General features: G+C 41.6%; 20 protein-coding genes. 5 read left to right on the top strand and 15 right to left on the bottom strand.

The features are described 5' to 3' along the window. Positions 1-76: 76 nt before the first annotated feature. The 4 genes from E4635_RS04975 to E4635_RS04990 all read right to left on the bottom strand — a co-directional run bounded on the left by E4635_RS04975 (position 77) and on the right by E4635_RS04990 (position 6425). Positions 77-688, bottom strand: coding sequence for a response regulator transcription factor (locus E4635_RS04975; protein ID WP_135525517.1), 612 nt, complete (start codon positions 686-688; stop codon positions 77-79). Next, a complete protein-coding gene (locus E4635_RS04980) occupies positions 685-2451 on the bottom strand; it encodes a tetratricopeptide repeat-containing sensor histidine kinase (RefSeq protein WP_169630202.1) in 1767 nt (588 codons plus the stop codon). The genes E4635_RS04975 and E4635_RS04980 overlap by 4 nt, the downstream gene beginning before the upstream one ends. Positions 2452-2457: 6 nt before the next feature. Next, a complete protein-coding gene (locus E4635_RS04985) occupies positions 2458-2910 on the bottom strand; it encodes a hypothetical protein (protein WP_135525519.1) in 453 nt (150 codons plus the stop codon). An 89-nt stretch (positions 2911-2999) separates the two neighbouring features. After that, complete coding sequence (locus tag E4635_RS04990) at positions 3000-6425, bottom strand: methylmalonyl-CoA mutase family protein (RefSeq protein ID WP_135525520.1); 3426 nt, start codon at positions 6423-6425, stop codon at positions 3000-3002. A 178-nt stretch (positions 6426-6603) separates the two neighbouring features. On the opposite strand from E4635_RS04990, the gene E4635_RS04995 reads away from it, so the two are divergent. Next, a complete protein-coding gene (locus E4635_RS04995) occupies positions 6604-7326 on the top strand; it encodes a DUF4197 domain-containing protein (protein WP_135525521.1) in 723 nt (240 codons plus the stop codon). A 108-nt stretch (positions 7327-7434) separates the two neighbouring features. Continuing rightward, on the top strand, positions 7435-8094 hold the full coding sequence (locus tag E4635_RS05000) for a DUF4197 domain-containing protein (protein ID WP_246020699.1): 660 nt from the start codon (positions 7435-7437) through the stop codon (positions 8092-8094). Positions 8095-8239: 145 nt separating this feature from the next. Here E4635_RS05000 and E4635_RS05005 read toward each other — a convergent pair whose 3' ends face one another. The 7 genes from E4635_RS05005 to prfA all read right to left on the bottom strand — a co-directional run bounded on the left by E4635_RS05005 (position 8240) and on the right by prfA (position 16642). Further along, entirely contained in the window at positions 8240-9019 is a 780-nt protein-coding gene (locus E4635_RS05005) for an alpha/beta fold hydrolase (protein ID WP_135525523.1), read from the bottom strand. Positions 9020-9029: 10 nt separating this feature from the next. Further along, positions 9030-10376: a di-heme oxidoreductase family protein gene (locus E4635_RS05010; protein WP_246020688.1), complete on the bottom strand. Its 1347-nt coding sequence runs from the start codon at positions 10374-10376 to the stop codon at positions 9030-9032. A 110-nt stretch (positions 10377-10486) separates the two neighbouring features. Next, positions 10487-11656 carry an imelysin family protein gene (locus E4635_RS05015; protein WP_135525525.1) on the bottom strand — a complete coding sequence of 390 codons (1170 nt, stop codon included), beginning with the start codon at positions 11654-11656 and terminating at the stop codon, positions 10487-10489. A gap of 74 nt (positions 11657-11730) precedes the next feature. Beyond that, positions 11731-12546 (bottom strand): ABC transporter substrate-binding protein, encoded by an 816-nt coding sequence (locus E4635_RS05020; RefSeq protein WP_135525526.1) that lies wholly within the window; start codon positions 12544-12546, stop codon positions 11731-11733. After that, positions 12546-13361 carry an orotidine-5'-phosphate decarboxylase gene (gene pyrF, locus E4635_RS05025; RefSeq protein ID WP_135525527.1) on the bottom strand — a complete coding sequence of 272 codons (816 nt, stop codon included), beginning with the start codon at positions 13359-13361 and terminating at the stop codon, positions 12546-12548. Before pyrF ends, E4635_RS05020 begins: the two co-directional genes overlap by 1 nt. 74 nt (positions 13362-13435) lie before the next feature. Next, positions 13436-15412, bottom strand: coding sequence for a DUF5723 family protein (locus E4635_RS05030; protein ID WP_135525528.1), 1977 nt, complete (start codon positions 15410-15412; stop codon positions 13436-13438). A gap of 156 nt (positions 15413-15568) precedes the next feature. Next, positions 15569-16642 carry a peptide chain release factor 1 gene (gene prfA, locus E4635_RS05035; protein ID WP_135525529.1) on the bottom strand — a complete coding sequence of 358 codons (1074 nt, stop codon included), beginning with the start codon at positions 16640-16642 and terminating at the stop codon, positions 15569-15571. A gap of 138 nt (positions 16643-16780) precedes the next feature. Here prfA and E4635_RS05040 point away from each other — a divergent pair, with 138 nt between their 5' ends. After that, positions 16781-17290 carry a DUF6265 family protein gene (locus E4635_RS05040; RefSeq protein WP_135525530.1) on the top strand — a complete coding sequence of 170 codons (510 nt, stop codon included), beginning with the start codon at positions 16781-16783 and terminating at the stop codon, positions 17288-17290. A 31-nt stretch (positions 17291-17321) separates the two neighbouring features. Here the strand turns inward: E4635_RS05040 and E4635_RS05045 are convergent, their stop codons facing one another. Next, positions 17322-19664, bottom strand: a complete 2343-nt coding sequence (locus E4635_RS05045; protein ID WP_135525531.1) for a hypothetical protein — start codon at positions 19662-19664, stop codon at positions 17322-17324. Next, positions 19624-20652, bottom strand: coding sequence for a hypothetical protein (locus tag E4635_RS05050; protein WP_135525532.1), 1029 nt, complete (start codon positions 20650-20652; stop codon positions 19624-19626). The genes E4635_RS05045 and E4635_RS05050 overlap by 41 nt, the downstream gene beginning before the upstream one ends. A gap of 346 nt (positions 20653-20998) precedes the next feature. Between E4635_RS05050 and E4635_RS05055 the strand changes: the two genes are divergently transcribed. Then, positions 20999-23119, top strand: coding sequence for a TonB-dependent siderophore receptor (locus tag E4635_RS05055; protein WP_135525533.1), 2121 nt, complete (start codon positions 20999-21001; stop codon positions 23117-23119). Positions 23120-23185: 66 nt separating this feature from the next. Beyond that, the gene (locus E4635_RS05060) at positions 23186-24313 is read left to right on the top strand and encodes a PepSY-associated TM helix domain-containing protein (protein ID WP_135525534.1); all 1128 of its coding nucleotides are present in this window, start codon (positions 23186-23188) and stop codon (positions 24311-24313) included. A gap of 139 nt (positions 24314-24452) precedes the next feature. Here E4635_RS05060 and E4635_RS15710 read toward each other — a convergent pair whose 3' ends face one another. Next, the gene (locus tag E4635_RS15710) at positions 24453-24608 is read right to left on the bottom strand and encodes a hypothetical protein (protein ID WP_169630203.1); all 156 of its coding nucleotides are present in this window, start codon (positions 24606-24608) and stop codon (positions 24453-24455) included. Positions 24609-24790: 182 nt separating this feature from the next. Further along, positions 24791-26254: an aminoacyl-histidine dipeptidase gene (locus tag E4635_RS05065; RefSeq protein WP_135525535.1), complete on the bottom strand. Its 1464-nt coding sequence runs from the start codon at positions 26252-26254 to the stop codon at positions 24791-24793. Positions 26255-26280: the final 26 nt, after the last annotated feature.

Below are 26280 nucleotides of genomic sequence, written 5' to 3' on the forward strand. Positions count from 1 at the left end.
AATTTCTTACTCAAAATTCCTGATATAAAACCAAAAAAAAATCCCCAACAATGGGGATTTTATAACTTGTTAGCGATTAAAAATCATATTTCCTTTCCACGGCAAAACGGATCAGGTCGGTTTTACCGTAAATATTCATTTTCCTGATAATGTTCTTGCGGTGCGTATCTACGGTACTTTTCCCGATAAAAAGCATGGTGGCGATTTCCTGTGATGTTTTCCCTTCCCCAATCAGCCTTAAGATTTCCTTTTCGCGGGAACTTAAAATAATCTCTTCTTTTGTCAAAGCATCTTTGGCAACGATACTGTCATCAAAGAAAGCCTGGTTTTTGGAAACCGCCCGAATGGCCTCGATCAATTTTTTCAGGGAAGAATTTTTCATAATATAGCCCGAAGCTCCTGCATTTTTCATCTGAAGCACGGCTTCATCCTGTTCAAACATGCTAAAAGCGATGACCTGGATGGCCGGGAATTCTTTTTTAATGAGCCGTGTGGCTGTTATTCCGTCACATTTTGGCATCCTGATATCTGTAATGACGATATCCGGCTGTTTTTTCCGTACCAGGTCCAAAAGCGCTTCTCCGTCTGTGGCTTCACCTACAACTGAAAAACCTTCTTCATATTCCAATGCTAATTTAACTCCGTCAATTAAGGCCTGGTGATCTTCGGCGATGGCAATTCGTATCATAATGGTAATTCTATTATTATGGTTGTTCCTTTTGAAATTCCGGAATCGATCGTAAAAGTCCCGTTGAGCTGTTCCACTTTTGCTTCGATATTTTTGAGCCCCATTCCTTGATGGGCGTTTATTTTCCCGGGATCGAAACCGTTTCCGTTATCCTCTACAATAATATTGATTTCGTGTACATCATGCTGGTTCAGGTAAATATTGACTTCGGTGGCTTCGGCATATTTGAGGCAGTTCGTACAAAGTTCCTGGATGAACCTGAAAATAGCCCTTTCCATATTGCCTTCCAGCCTTTCGCCCAAACCAAAAGGGATGACGTTAAATTGTGTGGTATTCCTGACCGACATTTTCTCGGCCATTTTTTTCACAGAAACCAACAAGCCTTCCTTGCCGATAATCCCGAAATTTTTAAGATGCGCTATATTCCTAACTTCCTGATAGGCTTCGTCTATGATGGAATCTGTTTTCTGAAAAAGCAGTTCGTGGCTCGCCCCTTTGTTTTGGATGGCCTGAAAATTAAATTTCAACGTGGCCAAAAGGCTGCCAAGGTTATCGTGGAGCTCGTTGGCGATTTTTTGCCTTTCTTTTTCCTGGCCTTCGAGCATCCTGTCAATTTCATTAAGCTCGTTTTCCTTCAGTTTCTTTTCCAGTTTCTGGATCTCTAGCAATTTTTCCTGGCTGATGATTTTCTTTTTTTTGGAAAGATTCTTAACCGCCAGCAGTCCGATGATAATCGAAAAAACCAAAGCCACGATTATGGCCGTAAGCGCCATTTTATTTTGCAGTAGTTGTTGTTTCAGGGTTTGGTTTTCCTTTTCCTTCTCTTTGGTTTTATACTTTATACTGATTTCATCTATGGCTTTTTTCTGGTCGCTTTCATTTAGGATTTCCTGGTAAACCTTCTGTTTTTCTACAAATTCCAATGCTTTTTTATATTCTCCGGTCTCTTTATAAGCGGCGGCCATAAAACCGTACAAGGCTTCTTTATTCTTGTTTTTAAATTCTTTTACAGGAATGGAATCGGCCTTGAGGAAACTCCCGAGCGCTTTTTCAAATTGTTTTTTCTTCGTAAAAACAACTCCTTTATTAATATAGATGTACGAAATGTATTCCGGAAGATTGTTTTTCCGGTACACCTGCAATGCTTTTTCATAGAGGTACAATGCCGAATCCAGCTTCATCACCTTATCGGAAGCATATGTAGCGCCTATATTCTGCCATATTCTGGCTCCATAAACAACGTCCTTGGTTTTGCTGTTTTCGGTGGCGGCTTTTTGGAAATAATGGATTGCCAGGGCCGGATTTGTGTTATAAAATGATTTCCCGAGCTGCATAAACCCCTGGGAAAGGAATTCCGGCTTGTTTGTTTTCTTTGCATATTCCAGGAATTCATTGATATACAAATTGTAATCGGTATTGTTATTGTTGACCGCCAATAAAAGCGAAACGATCTCAAGGTTGATCTTGGCCACTTTATCGATGCTGTCCAATTCCGAATAGCCTTCTTTTGCAGCGATATAACTTTTATACGACAGGTCATCCTTGTTTTCCAAGCGCAGCAAATTCGCTTCCCAGTACAGAAGGCCTGCTTTTTGCAGTTTGGAAAGTTTCTGTTGCTTGAGCCTGGAAACAACAAGCTTGGAAGATTCTATTTCTTTGTTCGCGATGTGTTTTTGTAAAACTTCCAACGAAGTTTCCTGTGCAAAAGAAAATACAGCAGTACAAAAAACAGCTGCGAAAAGAAACCGTTTTCTTTTGCGCAAGGCCATTTAGCAGCCTTCAAAAGTTAAAATCCCGCCGTTGCCTACTTTTGGTTCCCTATCATCGGGGAATTTAGGCAATGCCTGCTGGAATCTTTTCAGTACCGCATCGGTTACCTTGAAATCATCATCATGAAGGCACATGAAATGAATCTGGTCGTTTTGTGATAACCCCGAAAAATCCTTGCCACCATTTACAGGAAGCAAATCCGTCAGGATAATCTGGTTGGCATCAACCTGGACCATCCGGTTGGCCGAATTGTATTTTGTCAGATCGGTATTCGGTTCGCCATCCATTACCAAAACACCCAAAACACCATAATAATCATCATTCGAAATATTATGGTATTCGATGTATTTGTATTTCCCGTTGTGCAAGAGCTCAGGGAGCATGGTTTTTACAAGCGCGCTTTTCGAATTTTTCTCAATAGTGATTTTTCCGCAGGACTGATAGGTTTTCATCTGAATTTTTTATTTTTAAACAAAACTACTACCCGAATATACTAAAAAAATCCCTAATAATAGGGATTTTTCGTACGTGCATTTTATTTTTACATATTCCTTCTGTACTGGCCTCCTACTTCAAACAAAGCCGAAGTAATCTGGCCTAAAGAGCACACTTTGGTGGCATTCATAAGGTGTTCGAATATGTTTTTGTTGTTGATGGCAACTTCCTGGATGATCGACAGCTGTTCTTCGACCGCATCTTTATTGGCTTCATGCAGATGGTCGAGCATGACGATCTGGTATTGCTTTTCTTCTTCCGTAGCACGGATCACCTCTGCAGGTACTACCGTTGGCGAACCTTTTGAACTCAAGAATGTATTAACCCCAATTATCGGGAATTCCCCGGTATGTTTCAATGTTTCATAATAGAGGCTTTCTTCCTGGATTTTAGACCTTTGGTACATGGTTTCCATAGCTCCCAAAACACCGCCCCTTTCGGTAATCCTGTCGAATTCCTGTAATACCGCCGCTTCTACCAAATCAGTTAATTCTTCAATGATAAAAGAACCCTGGATTGGGTTTTCATTTTTCGCAAGGCCCAATTCTTTGTTGATAATCAGCTGTATGGCCATGGCACGGCGTACTGATTCTTCGGTTGGCGTCGTAATAGCTTCATCATAAGCGTTGGTATGCAATGAGTTACAGTTATCATAAATAGCATACAAAGCCTGCAATGTGGTACGGATGTCATTGAAATCGATTTCCTGTGCATGGAGCGAACGTCCTGATGTCTGGATATGGTATTTCAGCATTTGCGCTCTTTCGTTGGCACCGTACTTGTTTTTTAAGGCTTTTGCCCAGATTTTACGCGCCACACGGCCAATCACGGCATATTCAGGGTCGATACCGTTGGAGAAAAAGAACGATAGGTTTGGCCCGAAATCGTTAATGTTCATACCACGGCTCAAATAATATTCCACGTAAGTGAAACCGTTTGCCAGTGTAAATGCCAGCTGTGTAATCGGGTTGGCGCCCGCTTCGGCAATATGGTAGCCTGAAATCGAAACCGAATAGAAATTGCGGACATTTTCTTTGATGAAATATTCCTGGACGTCTCCCATAAGGCGGAGCGCAAATTCCGTAGAAAAAATACAGGTATTTTGCGCCTGGTCTTCTTTCAGGATATCGGCCTGGACCGTTCCCCTAACCTGCGCCAGGGTTTTTATTTTAATATCGTTATATATATCCAAAGGCAGGACTTCATCTCCGGTAACCCCTAAAAGCATCAGCCCCAGGCCATCGTTCCCGTGTGGCAATTCACCTTGATAATGAGGTCTTTCCACCCCTTTTTTCTTATAGATAGCGTTGATTTTTGCTTCCACTTCTTTTTCCAGTCCGTTTTCCTTGATGTATTTTTCACAATTCTGGTCAATGGCAGCATTCATGAAAAAGCCCAAAAGCATTGGAGCCGGACCGTTGATGGTCATCGAAACGGAAGTCATCGGGTGGCTAAGGTCGAAACCGGAATACAGTTTTTTGGCATCATCCAAACAACAGATCGAAACCCCGGCATTTCCGATTTTCCCGTAAATATCAGGACGGATGTTCGGGTCGTTACCATACAAAGTCACACTGTCAAAGGCTGTTGACAAACGTTTGGCAGGCAAGCCGGCACTCACGTAATGGAAACGTTTGTTGGTTCTTTCAGGCCCGCCTTCACCGGCAAACATTCGGGACGGATCTTCGCCTTCACGCTTGAAAGGATACAATCCTGAAGCAAACGGGAATTCGCCAGGTACATTTTCCTGCAGGTTCCATTTTAAAATATCGCCCCAAGCCTGGTATTTCGGCAAGGCCACTTTAGGGATTTGCGAATGGGACAAACTCTCTGTATGAGTGGCTATCTTGATTTCCTTATCCCTTACTTTGAAAGAATAAAACGGGTTTTTATACTTATTTACTTTCTCGTCCCAAGTCAAAATGATTTCCCAGTTATAAGGATCCAGGTTCATTTTCACACGATCAAATTCTTTGACCAGCAAAGACAGGAATTCCTTATTATCTTGGGATTGTCGCAGCGAACTTTCTACAATTCCTGATTTGTCAATCTGAGGCAATGCTCCGGAAACCGTTTCAACTGTTTTGAAAATCCCGTATAATTTTTGGGCCACTTCAATTTGGGAAAGCGCCGTTTCATCATATTTTCGGTTATTTTCGGCAATTTCAGACAAATAACGCGTCCTGTGCGGCGGGATCACGAAAATCTTCTCGCTCATCTCCCTGGTGATTTCAAAAGTAGAATGCAGGTCGATTCCTGTTTTCTCTACAATCTTATCCATGATGGATTTGTAAAGCGTATTCATGCCCGGATCATTGAATTGGGAAGCAATTGTCCCGAAAACAGGCATTTTATCAGGATCGACGTCCCAAAGGTTATGATTTCGCTGGTATTGTTTCTTAACATCGCGGATGGCGTCCAAAGCACCTCTTTTGTCAAATTTGTTCAAGGCTACCAAATCGGCAAAATCCAGCATGTCGATTTTTTCCAATTGTGTCGCAGCACCAAATTCAGGTGTCATTACATACAATGAAACATCCGAATGGTCCATAATTTCAGTATCCGACTGCCCGATTCCCGAAGTTTCCAGGACAATCAGGTCGTATTTGGCCGCTTTGAGTACCTCAATGGCTTCCTGAACGTATTTGGACAACGCAAGATTTGATTGCCTTGTGGCCAGCGAACGCATATAAACACGAGGATTATTGATCGCATTCATACGGATCCTGTCTCCTAAAAGGGCTCCTCCTGTTTTACGCTTGGACGGATCGACCGATACCAAACCAATGGTTTTTTCCGGAAAATCAATCAGGAAACGGCGTACCAATTCGTCTACTAATGACGATTTTCCCGCTCCTCCAGTTCCGGTAATCCCTAAAACAGGTGTTTTGCTGTTTTTGTTTTTTTCGTAAATAACATCCAAAGCCGGTTTTGCCACTTCCGGGAAATTTTCCGCAGAAGAAATCACCCTGGCAATAGCGGTCGGGTTTTTATCTTCCAGGTGCTGTACTTCACCGTTTAGGACATCGCCTACAGGATAGTCCGAACGTTGCACCAAATCATTGATCATACCTTGCAATCCTAGTTCACGCCCGTCATCCGGAGCGTAAATCCTTTCAATCCCATATTCGTGCAGTTCTGAAATTTCCGAAGGCAAGATCACTCCACCACCACCACCGAAAATCTTGATATGACCTGCTCCTTTTTCTTTCAGCAAATCATACATGTACTTGAAATATTCATTATGGCCGCCCTGATAGGAAGTCATTGCAATAGCATTGGCATCTTCCTGGATGGCGGTATTGACCACTTCTTCCACACTTCTGTCATGGCCCAGGTGGATTACTTCGACTCCCGTTGCCTGAATGATTCTGCGCATGATGTTAATAGCTGCATCGTGTCCGTCAAAAAGTGACGCAGCAGTCACAATCCGTACTTTATTTTTAGGAATATATGGTGTTTGTGGTTCCATTTTTATTTAAATGACATTTTAGAGGCGCAATTTACAAAAATCTAAAAAATTTGAAGGGTTTAAAAATTTTAATTTCAGGAAAAAACAGTCATTGTCTCAATTACTGCTACATGCTTTTCTGCCTCAAACATTTCAAAATGGTATGATGTTTGTTATATTTGGTAAAAAAATAATCAGTATGAAAAAAATAGTGTTATTGTTGCTGTTAGCCCCGATGGTTAGTAATGCACAACTCAAGGACTTAGTAAAAAAAGCCAGTGCGAAAGTAACCCAGGCGACCAAGACGAATTCCGGCCTGGATATAGGTGCCGGCCTTAAGGAAGCTTTAAACAAAGGCGTGACGGAACAGGTTTCGAAATTAACGGCGGTAGACGGATTTTACAAAAACGAAGCGGTAAAAATCCTGATGCCGGAAGAATTGCAGAAAGTTGAAAAAACATTACGCAAAATGGGCATGTCCAATTTAGCGGACCAAGGCATACAATCCCTTAACCGTGCTGCGGAAGATGCTGTAAAAGAAGCGACGCCTATTTTTGTTTCGGCCATCAAAAACATCACCATAACCGATGCCAAAAGCATTTTATTCGGGAATGACAATGCTGCTACGCTTTACCTTCAATCGTCTACCAATTCGGCTTTGTATGCAAAATTCAGCCCGGTAGTGCAGCAATCTATAGGTAAAGTAGGTGCCGATGTCATTTGGGCTTCCATCATCAAAAAATACAACAGCATCCCTTTGGTATCAAAAGTAAACCCGGACATTACGGATTATGTAACCAATAAAGCCCTGGAAGGCGTTTTTAAAATGATTACCATCGAAGAGAAAAACATCAGGACGAACCTGAATTCCAGGACATCGGACGTATTGAAGAAAGTATTCGCCTTACAAGACAAAAAATAAATTATTATGAAATCCAGTAGCTACGAACAATCGAAAAAGAAAGCAAAAGCCATCGGTACAAGAATAACTGCTTTGGCTTGCCTGATTTTGGTTTTTGGCTGTGCCGAAATGCAACAGGTCATCAATCAGCTTCCACAAACACAAGGGGTTTTAAGCCAGGCGGAAATAGCGTCCGGGCTGAAAGAAGCCTTAAACAAAGGAATCGAAAAACAAGTGGTCAAACTCACCAATGTGGATGGTTTCTATAAGAACGAACTGGTAAAAATCCTGCTGCCGGAAGAACTGAAAAAAGTAGACAAAGGGCTTCGTGATATCGGTATGTCAAAATTAGCCGACGAAGGGCTCAAAGTACTCAACCGCGCTGCGGAAGACGCTGTAAAAACATCCACTCCTATTTTTGTAGACGCTATAAAAGGAATGTCTTTTACAGATGCCAAAAATATTCTGTTAGGCAATGACACTTCTGCGACGGCCTATTTGCAAAATTCAACTTCGACTGCTTTATATGGGAAATTCAATCCTGTCATCAAGAATTCATTTGCAAAAGTAGGGGCCGATAAAGTGTGGACAAACATCATTACCAAATACAACAGTATACCTTTGGTAAAAAAAGTAAACCCTGACCTGACCGATTACACCACCAATAAAGCCATGGAAGGTGTCTTTAAAATGATTGCCATTGAAGAAAAGGACATTAGGAACAACTTGGCTTCCAGGACTTCGGATTTGCTGAAAAGAGTATTTGCGCTGCAAGACTCCAAACAATAGTTAAAATTATCATAATCAATAAGATAATAACATTACCTTAACGTTGGAATATAAAAAAAATACCGTACTTTGTAGTCAGAATTCATAGAATTTTGTTTGGTTTGGTTAGTTTACAAAAGAAGGCCGGTATTTCGATACCGGCTTTTTATTTTGTACCTTCTATAAACGAAATCACCGTCTTGTTGAAAACCAACGGCTGCTCTACATTGACTACATGCCCGCAATTTTCGATGACCAGCAACTGTGCTGTTTTACAGTGTTTTTCCACTATTTTCCGCACCGATGGCAGAAACATATAATCTTCTTCTCCCATCACGTAAAAAGTTGGGATATTCAATTCCACCTGGCGGAACCATTTCAGTACCGGATTGATTTCGGCGGTAAGCTTAAACCATTTGATGAATTCTTTCTGGTATAATTTTTTGGCTTCATTGATAAACAGCAAACGCGATTGTTTATGATTGGCCTTAGGCATGATGACAAAAGCGAAAAACCGGTACAAAACCAGGTAAGGCAGGACATATTTGAACATATTCCCTAAACGCATCAGGATTTGGGAACGGAAGTTCATTTTAAGGATAGCACCGCCCAGAATCATACTTTTGACTCTTTCCGGATGCATTTCGGCCAGTTGGCGGATTACGATTGTCCCCAAAGAGATCCCAACAAAGTGGGACGCTTCTATTTTAAGGTGGTCAATCACTTCCAAAACATCGCTGGCAATGGCTTTAAAGGTATATTTCTGATGGAAAACCTGCTGTATTTTAGAATCGCCATGCCCACGCAAATCAAGCAGCAGCACATTGTAATGCTTCTGGAAATCGCGTATTTGCCTAAACCATATAGACGAACTGCCACCCGCTCCATGCACAAAAGTCACCCATTGGTTGCTGTTCTGGTTTTTATAAAGAGTATAATGTATCAAATGACGGATTTTAAAGCGAATTGATAAAAGCCAGCAACTGGTTCCTGTCTGTAGCGGAGAGTTGCTTGAATTTATTTTTGGATGCCTGGGCTTCTCCACCATGCCACAAGATCGCTTCTGTAACATTCCTTGCCCTGCCGTCATGGAGCAACTTCGTATGCCCGTTAACGGTATTGATAAGGCCTATTCCCCAAAGCGGCTGTGTCCTCCATTCGTTTCCGGTTGCCAGGAAATCCGGGGCGCCGTCTGCCAGCTCATCGCCCATATCGTGCAATAGCATATCGGTAAAAGGGCGTATTGTCTGGTTCCTAAGCCCTGCAATAGGATGATCGTTACCGGTTTGCATTTTTGCAATGTGGCAGGAAGTGCAATTTATTTCTTCGAATATTTTCTTTCCTTTTAAAACATCCTGGCTCGCATAATTCCTTCTTACCGGAACCGCCAAAGCGCTCGAATATAACACAACCCTGTTGAAATTAGCATCTGAAATTTCGGGAGAGCCTCCATTTGGGATCGCCCCGCAATCTACTCCTGGAGGGCAGTTTTCATTTGGAAAAAGGCTGGTTGTGATTCCCATATCCCCGGAAAAAGCACCTGCTACTTGCTGGCGCACACTTGGTTGGTTTGCTTTCCAGCCAAATCTTCCCAGTTTTTGCGAATTCGATTGAATATCATACACATAATTTGCTTTTCCGGAAACGCCGTTGTTGCTGTTTGCCGCAAAGGCCAAAATAGTACTTTCAGGAACCGCTTCCAGCAATCCCATACCAACCATCTGGTTGGCGACCCTCGGGGAAACCAAAACACCAGTAGCCAACGCTCCATATCCAAGATTGATGATATGATAGATTGGTTTCTGCAATTCGACAACGGTTCCGTCCGCCAGGGTTTCGGTAGTAATTTGGTAAGTGATGGTATAATTTCCTTTAACCGTTTGCCCTAAAATGGCATTGTCCTGCAACTGAGATCCGTACGCCGGTTCCGGGAAAGAACTTCCATTAGGATTGGTACCGGGCAAACTTAACCGCAATAACAGGCCTCTTCCCAATTCACCATCTGCCATGGGTGGGCGGCCTCTGCCATCTTTAAAATGGCAACTGGCACAAGCGTTCGCATTAAAAAAAGGGCCTAATCCGTCACGTGCCGTCGTAGAAGAAGGTGCCGAAATCCAGCTTTGCCTGAAAAAAGAATTCCCTACGGCAAAATCCGCGGCTTCATCAACAGTGAGGTCTTTGGAGGCAAATCCGAATGCTTCCGGTGATTCGTTAAAAACAGTCGATGACCCGCCGGAGAGTTCTTCTCCTTCTTCTGGGGAAAGTGATTTGTATTCCTCATTTTCAGAAGAATTACATGCCATAAAGCACACACAAACCATAATCGTTAAAAGCCTATACCTATATTTCATGCCCAAAAATAAAAAAGTGTCCTTAATTACAAGAACACTTTAGTGATTTTATTTTAAATCTGTTAGTTTACTACAATTCCGATTTTTGATGCTCCAGCCAATAAATTAGCCCCAAAAGTTTTCAACTCCAAACGAGCTGTTGCCACTTTAGCACCTTCTACAGAACCAGGACCACCTGAAATTGCCAGGTCGAAAGGGATTAAGATTGCTCCCACTTTTACCACTGAGGCATTTACTGAAGTTTCAGTATCATTATATACCGTAGTATCAGCCTGTCTTATCAGGTCTTCCAAAGAAGCTCCGTCAACAGAACCATATTTTCCTTTATAAATATTGATTACTCCCTGAAGGTTCAAAGCTATATCCCTGTGGGTATTGTCGCTAAAACAAGAATGTTCGTCCTCCTGATTAGCATTCAACAAAGCAGTATACATACGCTCGTCAGGCAATTCCGCAGTAATTAACGTCACGATTCCCAGGTAGATGTTTTTTAAAGCCACGTTATCGGATAAGGCGAAAAAAGTATTTCTATAAGTTCCGCCCACTTTCCATTCGTTTACCAAATAATCTAAATTGTCTGTCAGTAAATCTGCGCAGGCTTTTAAATAAGCAGCTCTTCTAGCCTGGTTGGAAGCCGTCCCTCCTGTAGTAAGGTAATCAGTATAAGGCCTTAAACCTGCCTGGTTTGCCGAAGGAGCCGTCAAGTCCTGCCCCCAAAGTAAAAATTCAATTGCATGGTATCCTACGCTGATATTTTTCTCGCCACCCTGCTCGTTCAATCCTTCTAAAACCGCTTTTGAAATGGTTGGAAACGATGCAGCATCATTAATGATTCCGGCTGTTGGTGCCCCATCTACATAATCAACATAATTTTCATCCAAAGGCCACGCGTTCATAAGCCCTTCCGGCCCGTCGGCATTGTCAATCGGCCCGTCTGCAAAACGGAAAGCCTCTGTTGTTCCATAACTTTCACGGGCAGTTTTCCATTTTGCTTTTGCATTGTCAAAATTAGCCTGGGTTGGCGTAGCCGTAAAAGTATTGATGGCTGTTTCCAAAACTACAGCATCTTCATAGGCTTTTTTGTAATTCTCATAAGCAATATTGGCATAATTCTCTATCACCTGTCTTTTGGTTACCGATTCCTCTTCATTGGAAGAATTGTTTTCCGAACAGGAAAAAATGGCTGCAGAAGCCACGAATACAGCAGTTAGCCCGAAAAAAGTATTTTTCATAGTATTTTATTTAGAATGATTAGGTAGGCAAAGCTACATTATTATTTATACTTATTCCAAATAAAAACAAAAAATTATGTCATCGGCAGCCTCTCATGCAGTGACTTGAAGTAATCGAAAGCTTTCGCTAGCCTGGTGCCGTACCACGAAAACATTTCACCATCTACGAAAACAGTAGTGGCATGGTGCGTGTGCCTTCCGAGTTCAAAAGCGTGTTCATCCTTAAAAGGAAAAGGTTCGGAGGACAGCAAAACCAGGTCGGGATCGCCTTGTATCCTCATTTTCTGAATGATTATCTCCGGGTACCTTCCTTCGTATTTTGGGTTGTTGTCGTAGATGTTCTCGAAATTATTCAGTTTCAGCAATTCATTTATAAAAGTATTGCCACCGGCCACCATATAAGGGTTTGCCCAAATAAAATAAGCCACTTTCCTGACGGGTTTGTCCTTGATGAAATCCTGGAAGCCCCGATAGCCGAAATCGATTTTATCCAGCCATTTCTGCGCTTCGGTCCTTTTGTTGAATAAAAGCCCAAGATCCCGGATCATTTGCTGATTGTCTTCAATTGTAATGATGTCCGTAACCCAGACCGGGCAGATTTCCTGTAAAGCCGATACGATTTCAAGCGTATTTTCTTCTTTATTGGCAATGATGATATCCGGCTGAAGTGCTTTTATCTTATCTATTTTAACCTGTTTTGTCCCGCCAATAACGGTTTTGGTCGATTTTAGATGGAAAGGATGGATACAGAATTTGGTAATCCCGACGATATTTTCTTCCAAACCCAAATCAAAAAGCAGCTCCGTCTGGGACGGAACCAGGGAAACAATTCTTTTGGGAGAACCTGCAAAAGAATGTGAAGTGCCAAGCTGATCAACAAAAACCTTCATTATTTATTCATGATTTCTTCCATTTCCTGTTGTAGTTTGAGGGCTTCGATCTTTGCCTTTTCAGCAAAATCCAATCCGCCGGAAGCATAAATGACTGCTCTTGACGAATTGACCAACAAACCTACATTCGCATTCATTCCGTAACGGCAAACTTCTGCCAGGCTTCCGCCCTGCGCTCCCACACCGGGAACCAACAGGAAGTTATCCGGGGCAATTTTTCGTATTTCTGCAAAATATTCTGCTTTAGTAGCTCCTACGACATACATCAGGTTTTCGGAATTCTTCCATGTTTTTGAAGTTTCGATAACCGTCTTGTACAATTCTTTACCGTCTGTGGTTTTGGTTTGGAAATCAAAGGCTCCTTCATTGGAAGTCAAGGCCAGCATGATGGCATGTTTGTTTTCAAAGGCGAGAAAAGGTTCTACGGAATCCTTTCCCATGTAAGGGGCAACCGTTACCGAATCAAAATCCAGGTCTTCCAAAAAGGCTTTGGCATACATCGTGGACGTATTTCCGATATCGCCCCGTTTGGCATCGGCAATGGTAAAGATTTCAGGGTGTTTTTCATTGATGTATGCTATTGTTTTTTGCAAAGATTGCCATCCTTTAAGACCGTAAGCTTCGTAAAAAGCGGTGTTTGGCTTATACGAAACGCAGAGATCATGGGTCGCGTCGATAATGGCTTTGTTGAATTCGAAAATAGGGTCTTCCGCGTCAAGCAAATGCTTTGGGATCTTGTTCAGGTCGACATCCAAACCGATGCAAAGGAATGATTTTTTGGTACGGATTTGTTGTATTAGTTGCTGTGTTGTCATGGTGTTTGTTGATGTGGCGCAAATTTACAAAAAAAATCCCCCGGAGCACCGGAGGATTTACAGAGAACGTTTTTTTATTTGACCAATTTGACTTCTACCCTTCTGTTTTGAGCCTTGCCGGCCTTGGTTTTATTGGAAGCGATAGGTTTGGATTCCCCAAAACCCGCTGAAGTTAAACGACTGGAACTGATTCCGTTTTCGATTAAATAGGCTTTGACTGCGCCGGCCCGGTTTTCGGATAATGTTTGATTTGCAGCATCGGTGCCATCACTGTCCGTATGTCCTTCTATTGAAAAATGAGAGGCCGGGTATTCTTTCAGTATCGCAACCATAGACTGCAATATCGGATAGGTTTGCTCCTGGAAGGTCGCTTTGGTAGAATTGAACAAAATGGTTTTAGCGTAATCATTTAGTTTTTTTATCACTTCTTCGCTTATTTCAGGACAGCCGTTGTTGGCCTTTGTGCCTTTGACTTCAGGGCATTTGTCTTCTTTGTCCAAAATCCCGTCACCATCTGAATCCGGCCAAGGACAGCCATTGTTTTTTGCCGGCCCGGAAACCGTAGGGCATTTGTCATCTTTGTCCAGCACGCCGTCATCATCTGAATCGTCCCACGGGCAGCCGTTGTTTTCTTTTGGCCCGGCGATCATAGGACAAGTATCGTTTTTATCCAGGACGCCATCTTTGTCGGTATCGGGTTCTACTTTTGCAACAGCGGCAGGTTCCGGTTCCTTGGTTTCTTTTTTGTAAAGCGGGATTTTTACCCCGGCATGGATGTCAAAACCTTTGGATTCATCCGAAATCAAATTCGTAATCACAGATCCCGAACCGATAAACAGCGGCCCGGCCCTAAAACCCAGACCAGCCTGAAATCCTCTGTATTCCATATAATTAAGTGGTAAATAAGCACTAAACCATTTGCTTTCGTAACGAGGAGTCAGCGAGATGGTGTTGGCAATGGCAGAAGTATTTAATTTTGTCCTTTTGTTAGCATTCACATCACCGTTAAGGTTAAGGTAGTATTTCCCATAAACATTCCAGTCTGCATTGGCATGGACTGCCGTAGGAAGCACATATTTTGCAATAGCAGTTGTTTCTGTAGCCGTATAATTCGCCTCTAAAAATTCCCCTATCGAATTCGCTTCCTGGTATTGGGCCTGGCTAACGGTCTGGTTCAGGTTATACAATTTTTGAGAAGCTTCCTTAAAGGTAATGGAACCGATATCCGTTACAGACAACCCTAATCTTATCTTATATTTATTTTCCGAAGGCCGATATTCATACACAACGCCCAAATCTGCACCCACGCCGTTGGAATCTGAGTTGAATTTCAGGTTATCGAAATTTTCATGGAAATCCTCATTGCCACCATACGTCAACTCTCCGGTGGTTGTTATGGTACTTAATAAAGGGTTAGCTGCAAAATTAGTATACGCTACCGTTACGTTATTTCCTTTGGTATAATTGTTGGCGATCCCCTGAAGGTATTTCAAAGTCACACCTCCTTTTAGCAAATGACGGTTAGTATTGAGGAATAACGTTGCATATGAGACTCCCAATTCCGCCCAGGAAGAAGCCGTAATATTGAAATTCCCCGCCTCGAGGCTGAAACTCTTATTAGAATCAAAATCACTTGACAATTCCCGGAAAACTTCACCATTGATATTGTGGATATTCGCCACGGCCCTTCCTCTGGTAAATACCGCCAAGGAATGTTTCGGAGCGATGGAAAACATCACCGAAGGCCCCATGACATCTGAATTTGCGATAAAATTATTGGACTCCGAAGCAAACAATTTAGCCTGGGTTTCCAAATCATAAGAGCTTTTGAGCAAGTCCGTTGCCCGGATGCCATAATAATCGTTGGTTCCTGTGATGCTTGCCGAAAACAGGTTGATATCGGCCCTGAAATTAGAACCTGCTATGGAAGCAGGATTAAACAAAACACTCTGTACACCTGCATAGTTATCGTGGAAATAACCTAAATATGACTGTGCTTTTAAAGGTAAAACACCAGCCATGACTAAAACAAAAATTATTAGTTTTTTCATCTTTGGATTCTTTTTGAGTTTTTAAAATGATTGTTTTTAATAATTTTATTCCTTCAATATATAACGGAAATCCCAGCGGTTTAGTGTAGTAAAACAAAAAAGCCCCTTCCGAGGTCCGGAAGAGGCTAACTATTTGAAATCCTGTTTCTTTTTATATTAGAAAACTTCTGATTCTTTCAGTTTTTCCATGTTGTTTACGAGTTGTAGTTCGTCTACAAATTTTTGGATTTTCCCGTTCATCACACCATCCATATCGAAAACATCCAATCCGATCCTGTGGTCGGTAACCCTTCCCTGAGAATAATTGTACGTCCTGATTTTTGCCGAACGGTCTCCAGAGCTTACCTGGGAAGTTCTTTTTACAGCATCTTCCGCTTGTTTTTTAGCCAATTCCTGTTCGTACAAACGGGAACGCAAAACGATCATCGCCTTGTCTTTATTTTTATGCTGTGATTTCTGGTCCTGGCACTGCGCTACCAATCCTGTTGGGATGTGCGTCAAACGTACCGCAGATTTCGTTGTATTTACAGATTGTCCTCCAGGCCCTGAAGAACAGAAGAAATCCACACGGACATCATTCATATCAATCTGAACGTCAAACTCTTCCGCTTCCGGCAATACCATAACTGTCGCTGCCGAGGTATGGACACGGCCTTGAGTTTCGGTTTGCGGCACGCGCTGTACACGGTGTACGCCCGCTTCGAATTTCAATGTTCCGTAAACGTCTTCTCCGGTCACTTCAAAAATAACCTCTTTGAAACCGCCTGAAGTTCCTTCATTCATATCTACCACAGAAAACCTCCAGCCTTTGTTCTCGCAATATTTTGTATACATACGGAATAAGTCACCGGCAAAAATAGAAGCTTCGTCCCCACCGGTCCCGGCACGGATTTCCACCATCACGTTTTTGGCATCTTCCGGATCTTTCGGGATAAGCATGAATTTGATTTCCTCTTCCAGTTCCGGAATACGGCTTTTGGCTTCTTCTAATTGCATTTTGGCCATTTCAACCATTTCTGCATCCGAACCATCGGCAATAATTTCCTGGGCTTCCTTGATATTCCCGTCAAGATTTACATACTCATCGCGTTTTTCAACCAATGCCTTCAAATCCTTATATTCTTTATTGAGCTGGACGTAACGCTTTTGATCGGCAATCACATCAGGCTGAATAATCAAATCAGATATTTCGTCAAACTTTTGTTTGATAATTTGTAACCTATCTAACATTTTTTCTTTCCTTTATTTGGAGTGCAAAAGTACAAAAAAAGTTTGCAGATTTCCGGTTTAGCCTATCAGATTTTTATATCCGGCTCTTATAGATTAACATAAATTAACTATTTTTATACAAATTCAAAACACATAACTATGAAAAAATCAATTGTAGCGACTGTCGTGATGGCTCTTGGCTGTGTCGTAATTTCTTGCCAGAAGAAGGAAGAAAAACCCGGATCATCTGTGAAAACGTATGCCCAAATCGAAAAAGCAAACTGGCTGCTCGGCAATTGGGGAAATACGACAAAAGAAGGAATCCTTACCGAAAACTGGACCAAACAGAATGACAGTATTTTTGCCGGCGAAAGTTATTTTGTGGTAGGGAAAGACACTGTTTTTTCCGAAAAAATCGCTTTGGAACAAAAAGGCGACAGCTTGTTTTACATCCCGATCGTAAAAAATCAAAACCAAGGAAAGCCTGTTTCATTTGCTTTGACATCGGCTGAAGGGAACCAACTGGTTTTTGAAAACCCGAAACATGACTTTCCGCAAAAAGTAACCTACACGAAAATTACCGCAGATAGCCTGGTAGCCGAAATTTCAGGCATGAAGGATGGAAAACCCGGCAAGGAAACTTTTCCGATGAAAAAGAAATCATACTAAACAAAACCTCGCCGGAAAGCGAGGTTTTTATTTATCTCCTGGACCTGAAATAATCCTCAAAATAGGTGCAATTGCCGGTCAAGGCTTCAAAATGCAACGGGTTTTTAGATTGTAAAGTACTGTAGAATTTATTTTTACCGAATATAAAAGCCTCATAATCTGTTGTTTCATCTTTATAATCGTATTGGTATTTGTATTGCAGCCTGTTCTTCTCGCACCTGCCCAGCATCCTGAGGCAGAGCATTTTGAATTTTTCGGTTTTAGCATTTTTCATCGCTGACAGGTAATATTTCCTTGCCAGGTTGCACTGGTAATATTCCGCTTCATCTTCAATAACAGTATCGCCGCCCGTACTCGACCAAAAATACCTCCTCATCATCCAGGAATTGCCATACTGGGTCATGTTATAATAGCAATTGGCCACCAGGAAATAGTAATAATCCCTGTCTTTTTCTTTCGTATCGCCGGCTCTGCGCAGGTAATTTAGCAATTGGGCCGTGATTTCTGTTTTGTTCAGGTGGATGGTGTCTTTTATGGGGATGAATGCCGGAGTATATTTCAGTTCGTAAAAGGGGTTTTTATCGAACACGTTGCTTCCATCCCAGGCGTATTGGTTTTTTTCCCAGGCAGAGTACTTTTCATTCCAAAAATTACCACCTACTTTTTGGAAACTTGCCAAAGCTTCCTCCAATTTATTCTGACGGATGTATTTTGTGCCCAGCAATTCCTGCAGCTCCTGCATTTCATTTCTCAAAGTACCATATTTCCAGTTGAAAAACGCATCATCCGTTTTGGCATGGATGGCAATATCCCCAATGAGGCTTTCTACTTGTTCCGGAGTGTACACCGCATCGATATAATCAAAATAACCCGTAAAGAAATCCGCATAGGTAGCCCCTTTGTTTTTCATGGTTTTCCAATAGGCCGCGTTGTAATACTGATGGTTTTCGTCCAGGTTACTATCATCAATTTTAGAATACAAAAGAGCGGCATCTATAGTATTGCCTTTGTATTCCAATTCTCTTCCCAAAGCAAAAAGGAACTGGTTGTTTCCTTTGTTTTTTAAAATGATTGGCTTGGCTTCTTCCGGAATGGAGGCATGCCCCGCTTTCTGGCCGGCAATTAAATGAAGCGCTTTCATAATTTCCAATTGATTGAAAAGCGCCTCGTTTTTAGGTACTGTTTTCTCTAATTGTTCCACTAAAGACAAACCGGAGCGATAATCCTTTGTCATAAAAAGCAAGTGTGCCCTGCAGGCCTTCCACAGGATCGGGTTATCCATTTTATTGCTATCGGTATGGGCGACAAACGCCAGTACTTTTTTAGCATATGCCCTATCGGCCTCGACCCTTTTTAAGATATTCCGGATGGAGGCTTCTTCCTTGTCCCAATAATTATTGGTTTCGATGGACGGATTGAACAAGGAATAATAAGGCGTAAAAACCCAATCTTCCATTTTATTGATTTCCCTCAGCAAAAGAAAACCCAGGCCTTCCTCTTTAGGATTTAACCTGTACACTTCTTTTAGGTAATCCAGTGATTTATCATGTGTTTTTATAGCTGCCAACAGGTAAACATTTGCTTTTTCCTGATCGGTTTTTGCAAATTTCAAAACAGAAGCAATGGGGATTTTTGTAGCATACTGCTGTGCAATCATAAAACGTTTGTCCGGTGCATTCTTAAAGACCTGTGCGGCATAAAAATTAGCCAATGGCGCGTCGGTTTCGGCCATAGTCCTGAAATACAAACTCCAATATGTGAGGATGTTCTTATCCTGTTGCAACTTAAAAACAGTGTCATACAACTTCCGTATCGTTTCGAAATCCTGGTTGTAAAAAGCAATCCGTATCGCAAGGAAAGTATAGCGTATTTTGAATTCTTCTTTTGTGCAGCTTCCCGACAATGCCATTGCTTTTTTAAGCAGAGAAGTCCTTTGGGGCAAAATCCTGCTGTCATCCCTTTCCCACGGATCATCCATCCAGGTATTGAATTCTTCGCAGTCTTTGGCAAATTTTAAATAATGTATCGCCTCATAATCCTTTGCCTGGTACAAATAACGGAGCATCTGGTTCTTGCTGCCCGGGTGTATGTCTTCTGCTTTTGATTCGTACAGCACCCATCCGATATCCGAAACCGGCACTTTATTTTTGCAGTACGTTTTCCATAAAACCTCATTTGGCCGCGTGTCGGATTCCCGGTAAGGCGGTTTCGGTTCAAAAGTATTGGCGCTGTAATTGAATGACGCAAATCCATAATACTCAAAAACATCCGGATTCAGGAACGAGTAGCGTAACTCTTCCCCGTAAGGGTAAAAACCGCAGGCAAATATGCTTTTACTTGCTAAAATCAGAATAAAAACCAGAAAGTTCTTCATGAGTGTAATTGCTTAATTGTTGTTCGTCCAAATGGAATAATGTTATTGTTGCTTCCTGGTCCAGCGCTACATGCTCCCGTATGACGGCTATGGCTTTGCTGATTTTTGCTGCCGGAAGTTCTTCCGATTTTATCTTGTCCCCGATCCTTAGGTAAACATCGCCCACAACGGTATCTTTTGTCACTTCGGACCATAATGGTTTTATGGGTTTGAGTATTTTTTTCAACGCTTTATTATCGGTATAAATCACTTTGGAAAATGTATTATTCTGATACACCTGCATCCACGAATAAACGGGCAGGGCAACATCCAAATGTTTGGGGTAATCCTTTTCCACATCCAGGTAGCTTTCCAGTTCGGCAATGTCAAGGATGGAATTTTTGGTATGGTCACCAAGCGGATCGATAAGGTTATAACACATCAAGGTAGCCCTGTCAACGGGCGGAATCCCCATTTTTTCCGGATATTTGTAAGGATACAGCCGAAGGGTACAGCTTATTTCCTTTTTAGAGATGGATTTCAGTTTCCGTAAGAAATAAAAATAATTTTCCTTCGACTTCAACGTCCAGTCGCAATCCATTTGAAACTCATTGAAGGACTGCTGCTCCGGGAATTTTTCCCTGCAATATTTCGCAATCAGGAAATTCACATTATCAGCCAACGAATCCAGGCTTCCTTTGCTGCTGTTTATGAAAACCGAATTCTTCAGGTATACCGTAGGAATGATTTTTAAACTGTCCTGGTTGTAAAAATGCAGTGCTGTTTTTGAAATAGGGAAATTCCCCATGGCGTTGCTATGGTCTACTTCAAAAAACTTGACATAGATCTTTTTGGCTTTTAGTTTCCGGATGATGGAATCTTCTTTTTCAGAGAGATTGTAACTATCGCTTTTCCAATAATAGAAAGCGCGCTCCACATGCTTCAATTTGTTATCCCGGCAGGAAAAAAAGAGGATGGCAATAAGCCCCAGGGCAAAGGTTTTCTTCATAATTGTTTCGGTGGTTTTACCAATATTTCCAACTCAAAAATCACACCATTTATTTGTTAAAAAAAGAAAAATCGAATTTATTTTCACAACAGGCTCCAATGGCACAAATTCCAACAACAGAAAAATACGGAACCGAATAAGGATTTTTTCCGAAGACGAAATAAAATAAGAAATGTAGTACAACAAGCTGCGAAAAAGAAGATTTTTTTTACATCCATAACGCTAACATTTCCAATAGATTATAAAACTTTTTAATTTTTTTATTTAAAATTAGTCTAAATAAACTTTGTAAACCTAATTTCTTGCTTTTATATTTGCGCAACTATTTTAATTTATTCTAAATAAGATGAAAAAATACATACTTTTCTATTTGGGTTCTTTACTCGCCGGCTCAGCTCTTCATGCGCAAGAGCACAACAAAGCGAAAAAGGACACTGTTAATTCTTTAAACGAAGTTTCCGTGAGCGGGGAAGTCAATAAATTTGTACAAAGCAAGGCATCTAACAGCCTTCGCCTTAAGACAGATATCGTTAAGATCCCTCAAAACATCCAGGTCGTAACCAGCGGAGTTTTAAAAGACCAAAACATCAATAACATGATGGAAGCGGTAACACGAAATGTCAGTGGCGCACAAATGATAGAACATTGGGGCCATTTTGCCAGGATAAACATGAGAGGGTTCAAATTGCCTGCCTTCAGGAACGGAATGAACGTGGAAATGCCTTGGGGACCACTCTCAGAAGATATGTCGATGGTAGAAAACATCGAATTTGTGAAAGGGCCGTCAGGATTTATGATGTCTGCAGGCGAGCCGGGCGGTTTTTATAATGTTGTTACCAAAAAACCGGTAAAAAAAGCCATTAACGAAATTTCACTTTCCGGAGGTTCTTACAATTCTTTCAGAGGTTCATTTGATTCCGGAGGTTCTTTGACTGACGATCACAAATTCCAATACAGGGTAAACGGAATGTACCAAACTGCCGAAACACACAGGGAGTTTGAAAAAAGCCACAGGACCAGTTTTGTACCTTCCTTCAGGTATGAGTTTTCAGACAATACATCGATCACCACTGAATTTACCTACCAGCAAGCCAAGCAAATGATTGGAGCCGCTTATGTATTTGCGCCTTCTTCAGCTGGTTTTGGCAGCCTTCCGAGAAACTTTTCCAATCTTGACCAAGGTTTTCCAAGTACTGATATTGAAGAAATCAGTTTTCTAACAAACTTCAATCATAAATTCAGTGACAAATGGTCTGTTGAAGCACAATACATGATCATGCAGTACAAGCAAGTCGGGGCAAGTACCTGGGCTTGGGATATGAAAAACAATGGCGATTTGACACGATATGTAAGCATTTGGGATGCTTTGAGTGCCAATGAATTGGGCCAGATATATACCAACGGAGAATTCAATACAGGAGCCTTGACACACAAAGTAATGGGCGGTTTTGATTTCAGGAATTTACATTATTATGCGGATTGGGGCCAATTGGGAATTATCGATGCGACGCCATTTAATGTTTTCAACCCTGTTTATGGCAATGCGGTTTACCCAAATTTTGACAGGACTAAATCTATCAAAGAAAGAGGTGCTGCAAACCAGGAAGGCATCATGTCTTATTCTTTCTATGCACAAGACGAAATCTGGACATTGGATAACAAATTAAGAGTGACTCTTGCTGCCCGTTATACCGAAGGAAAAACCAATGCCTACGGACTTAGAAGCCAAGACTCCAAAATCACACCTCGTTTTGGATTGAGCTATGACATTATTCCAAGTTTAACCGGTTATGCCCTTTACGATCAGTCTTTCTCGCCACAATTTGGTGCCAATAAAGCCTTGCAGCCTTTTATTCCTGAAATCGCTTCTGATATTGAAGGAGGTTTGAAAAAATCATGGTTCAATGACAAATTAAGAACCTCAGTAAGTGTGTACCAAATCACTAAAGAAAATGTATTGGTAACAGATCCGAGCGATATTAATTTCAGCATCCAGGTAGGTGAAATACAATCAAAAGGTATTGAATTCGATATGCAAGGCCAGATCACTCCTGAACTGAACATTATCCTTAACTATGCCAACTCTAACGTTGAAGTAACCAAAGATTCAAATCCTGCAAATGTGGGCAATAAAGTGGCCGGTTTCTCTAAGCATATCACTAACGGATGGTTGAACTATAATTTCAAAACCATTTCTTTCCTGAAAGGTTTCGGGGCATCGCTTGGATATCAGTACCAAGTAGACCGTTCTTCCTGGAATTGGGGTGCAGACAACCATTCGGCCTTGCCTGATTATTTCAGGTTGGATGGAGGTTTATCCTGGAAAAACAAGCACTTCACGATAAACGCTAACGTGAATAATATCCTGAACAAGTATTTATATTCTGGTGCAGATTACGGAAATTATGTTTATTGGCAAAGTGAGCCGGGCACAAACGGAAGGCTTACCGTTACTTATAAATTTTAATCCAGCGTACATTTTTAATTTAGTTGAACAAACTCCTCATGCTATGGGGAGTTTTATCTTTACCATATGAAAAACGGCAATTTCAAAAAAACAGTCAGGAAAATACACCTTTGGTTGGGGTTATCCTCCGGGATAATCGTATTTATCATCGCCATTACCGGGTGCTTGTATGCTTTTCAGGAAGAAATACAAAACATTACCGAAGAATACCGCTTTGTTGCAAAACAGGACAGCCCTTACCTATTGCCTTCACAGCTTGAAGAAATTGCCAAAAAACAGCTGCCAGGCAAAAGCCTGCATGCCATCAAATACAATGAGCCCCACAAATCGGCAGAAACCATATTCTACCATTACGAGCCTACTTATTATTATACCGTGTACCTCAATCCTTACACTGGCAAGGTTTTAGAAGTGGCCAATATGGATGAAGGTTTTTTTAGGTTCATACTCGACGGGCATTTTTATTTATGGCTCCCGAATGAAATCGGGCAGGTTGTAGTGGCCAGCGCTACTTTGATCTTCCTTTTTATTATTATTTCCGGGTTTATCCTTTGGTTGCCCAACAAATTAAAAGGGGCCAAAAAAAGATTCTGGTTCCAATGGAAGAAAGGCATGAAATGGAAACGCAAGAATTATGACCTCCATAACATTACCGGTTTTTATGTTCTGTCCATCGCCTCCATTTTTGCGGTAACAGGACTGGTTTGGGGTTTCCCGTGGTTTGCTTTTTGTTATTATACGGCTATTGGCGGGGAAAAATCATTAATTTATGAAGACCCGGTTTCGGTAAAGAACAAAACCATCAATATAGATACCATTGCCAAGCCTCTTGACAAAGCCTGGGCCATTATGCAAAAGGAATATCCTGAAGCAAAATCGATAGAAGTGCATCCGGCAGAATCCGACAGTACGTCCATAGCGGCAAATGCCAATCCGGAATCCGGGACGTATTGGAAAATAGATTACCGTTATTACGATCAGTATACCTTAAAGGAAAAAAAAGTAACCAACATATACGGGCGGTTTCCCGAAGCCAAAACTGCCGATAAGCTGATGCGTATGAATTATGATCTCCATACTGGTGCCGTATTGGGCTTGCCGGGGAAAATATTTGCCTTCCTGATCAGTTTGCTCATTGCCAGTTTGCCCGTTACCGGCTTTTTAATCTGGTGGGGACGCCGCAATAAAAAATAATAACAAGCCTCATTTATGGGGCTTTTTTTTATCGTTTGCCAAAATGGTTCCACAAAAAAACCTCATCTAGGGCTAAATGAGGTTAAACTTATAAAATAGAAAAATAACTGCCTCAAATAAGGCTGCTTTGGGGTTTACATTACGGACACTGCTGATTGCCGCTTACCCATAATGTACATCTGTTGGTTTCGTAGTCATATTCGCAACATCTCCTGATTACTGCTCCTATGATTGCTTTTTGTTCCTCTTTGCTCAATTCGGAAGCACCTGATAATTTTGATAGTTGATTAATCATACTGTAAATGCTTTAAAATTAATACTTTTTAGACAGTATGAAATTAAGCAACTATTGTTCAATAATTTACGGATTTCCCTCAAAAAATCATAAAATTTGTACTACTTTTCTTAAACTAAATAAAAAAGGCATAAAAAAAGACGGAAGTCAATTCCGTCTTTTATATCCAAAAAATATAGTGCTTATTTCACCGGGATATTCTCTAAAATCTCCATCACGAATTTCCAGTATTTCTGTGCAGATGAGATACTAGCCCTTTCATCCGGAGAGTGTGCCCCGTGAATCGTCGGCCCAAAGGAAATCATATCCATGTCCGGGTAATTTGTCCCTAAAATCCCGCATTCCAATCCGGCGTGGCAAGCCACAACCTTGGGTTTTTCATTGTTTTGTTTTTCATAGATATTCACCAAAACATCCAAAATCGGCGAATTCACGTTTGGTGTCCAGCCAGGATACGATCCGCTGAAAACAACTTCACACCCAAACAATTCAAACGCCGAACGCAAGGCATTGGCCAAATCGAATTTAGAGCTTTCTACCGAAGACCTTGTCAGGTTCTGGATCGAAATTTCACCATCTTTAACAATCACACGGGCAATATTGTTGGACGTTTCTACCAAATCAGCCATGTCAGGGCTCATCCTGTACACTCCGTTATGCGCCGTATAAATCGCCCTAATCAATCCTTCTTGTACGCCCAGGTCCATTACTTTGGCTGGAACCTCATCCGATTTTACGATTTCAATAGCCAGGTTCGGTTCGGTCGTTTTATATTCGGCCTTGATATCCCCGATGATTTCCTGCATGTCAAAAACAAAAGCCTCGTCATACATTCCGGCAACAATCACTTTGGCAACACTCTCACGAGGAATCGCATTACGAAGGCTTCCTCCGCTGATTTCCGCTACCTGAAGCCCGAAATTCTCAAATCCGTCAAATAACAAACGGTTCATGATTTTATTTGCATTCCCCAAACCTTTGTGGATATCCATTCCGGAATGCCCTCCGTTAAGGCCTTTAACCGTAATCACATACGCTACGGAATCCTCAGGGGTTTCTTCTTCGTTATAGTTTCTTGTGGCTGTAACATCTACGCCACCGGCACAACCGATATCAATTTCATCATCTTCTTCCGTATCCAGGTTCAAAAGAATCTCACCGGTAAGGATCCCTCCTTTTAAATTCAGTGCGCCTGTCATTCCAGTTTCTTCATCAATGGTAAACAAAGCCTCAATCGCAGGATGCTTGATATCTTTGCTTTCCAGGATAGCCATGATGGTCGCCACGCCAAGGCCGTTGTCTGCCCCAAGAGTGGTGCCGCGGGCACGTACCCAGTCGCCGTCAACGTACATATCGATTCCTTGTGTATCAAAATCAAAAACGGTATCGTTGTTTTTTTGGTGCACCATATCCAAATGCCCTTGCAGGACAATTGTTTTGCGGTTTTCCATCCCCGGTGTGGCCGGTTTGCGGATGATCACGTTACGGATTTCATCTTCAAATGTTTCCAATCCTAAACTATTTCCAAAATCTTTCATAAAAGCAATTACCTTGTCCTCTTTTTTGGAAGGACGCGGAACGGCATTCAGATCGGCAAATTTGTTCCAAAGCTGTTTTGGTTCCAGATTTCTTATTTCCTGACTCATATCGTTTGTTTGTTGTTAAAAGGTCA

Origin of the sequence: Flavobacterium humi (assembly GCF_004745595.1) — a bacterium.
Taxonomy (GTDB): domain Bacteria; phylum Bacteroidota; class Bacteroidia; order Flavobacteriales; family Flavobacteriaceae; genus Flavobacterium; species Flavobacterium humi.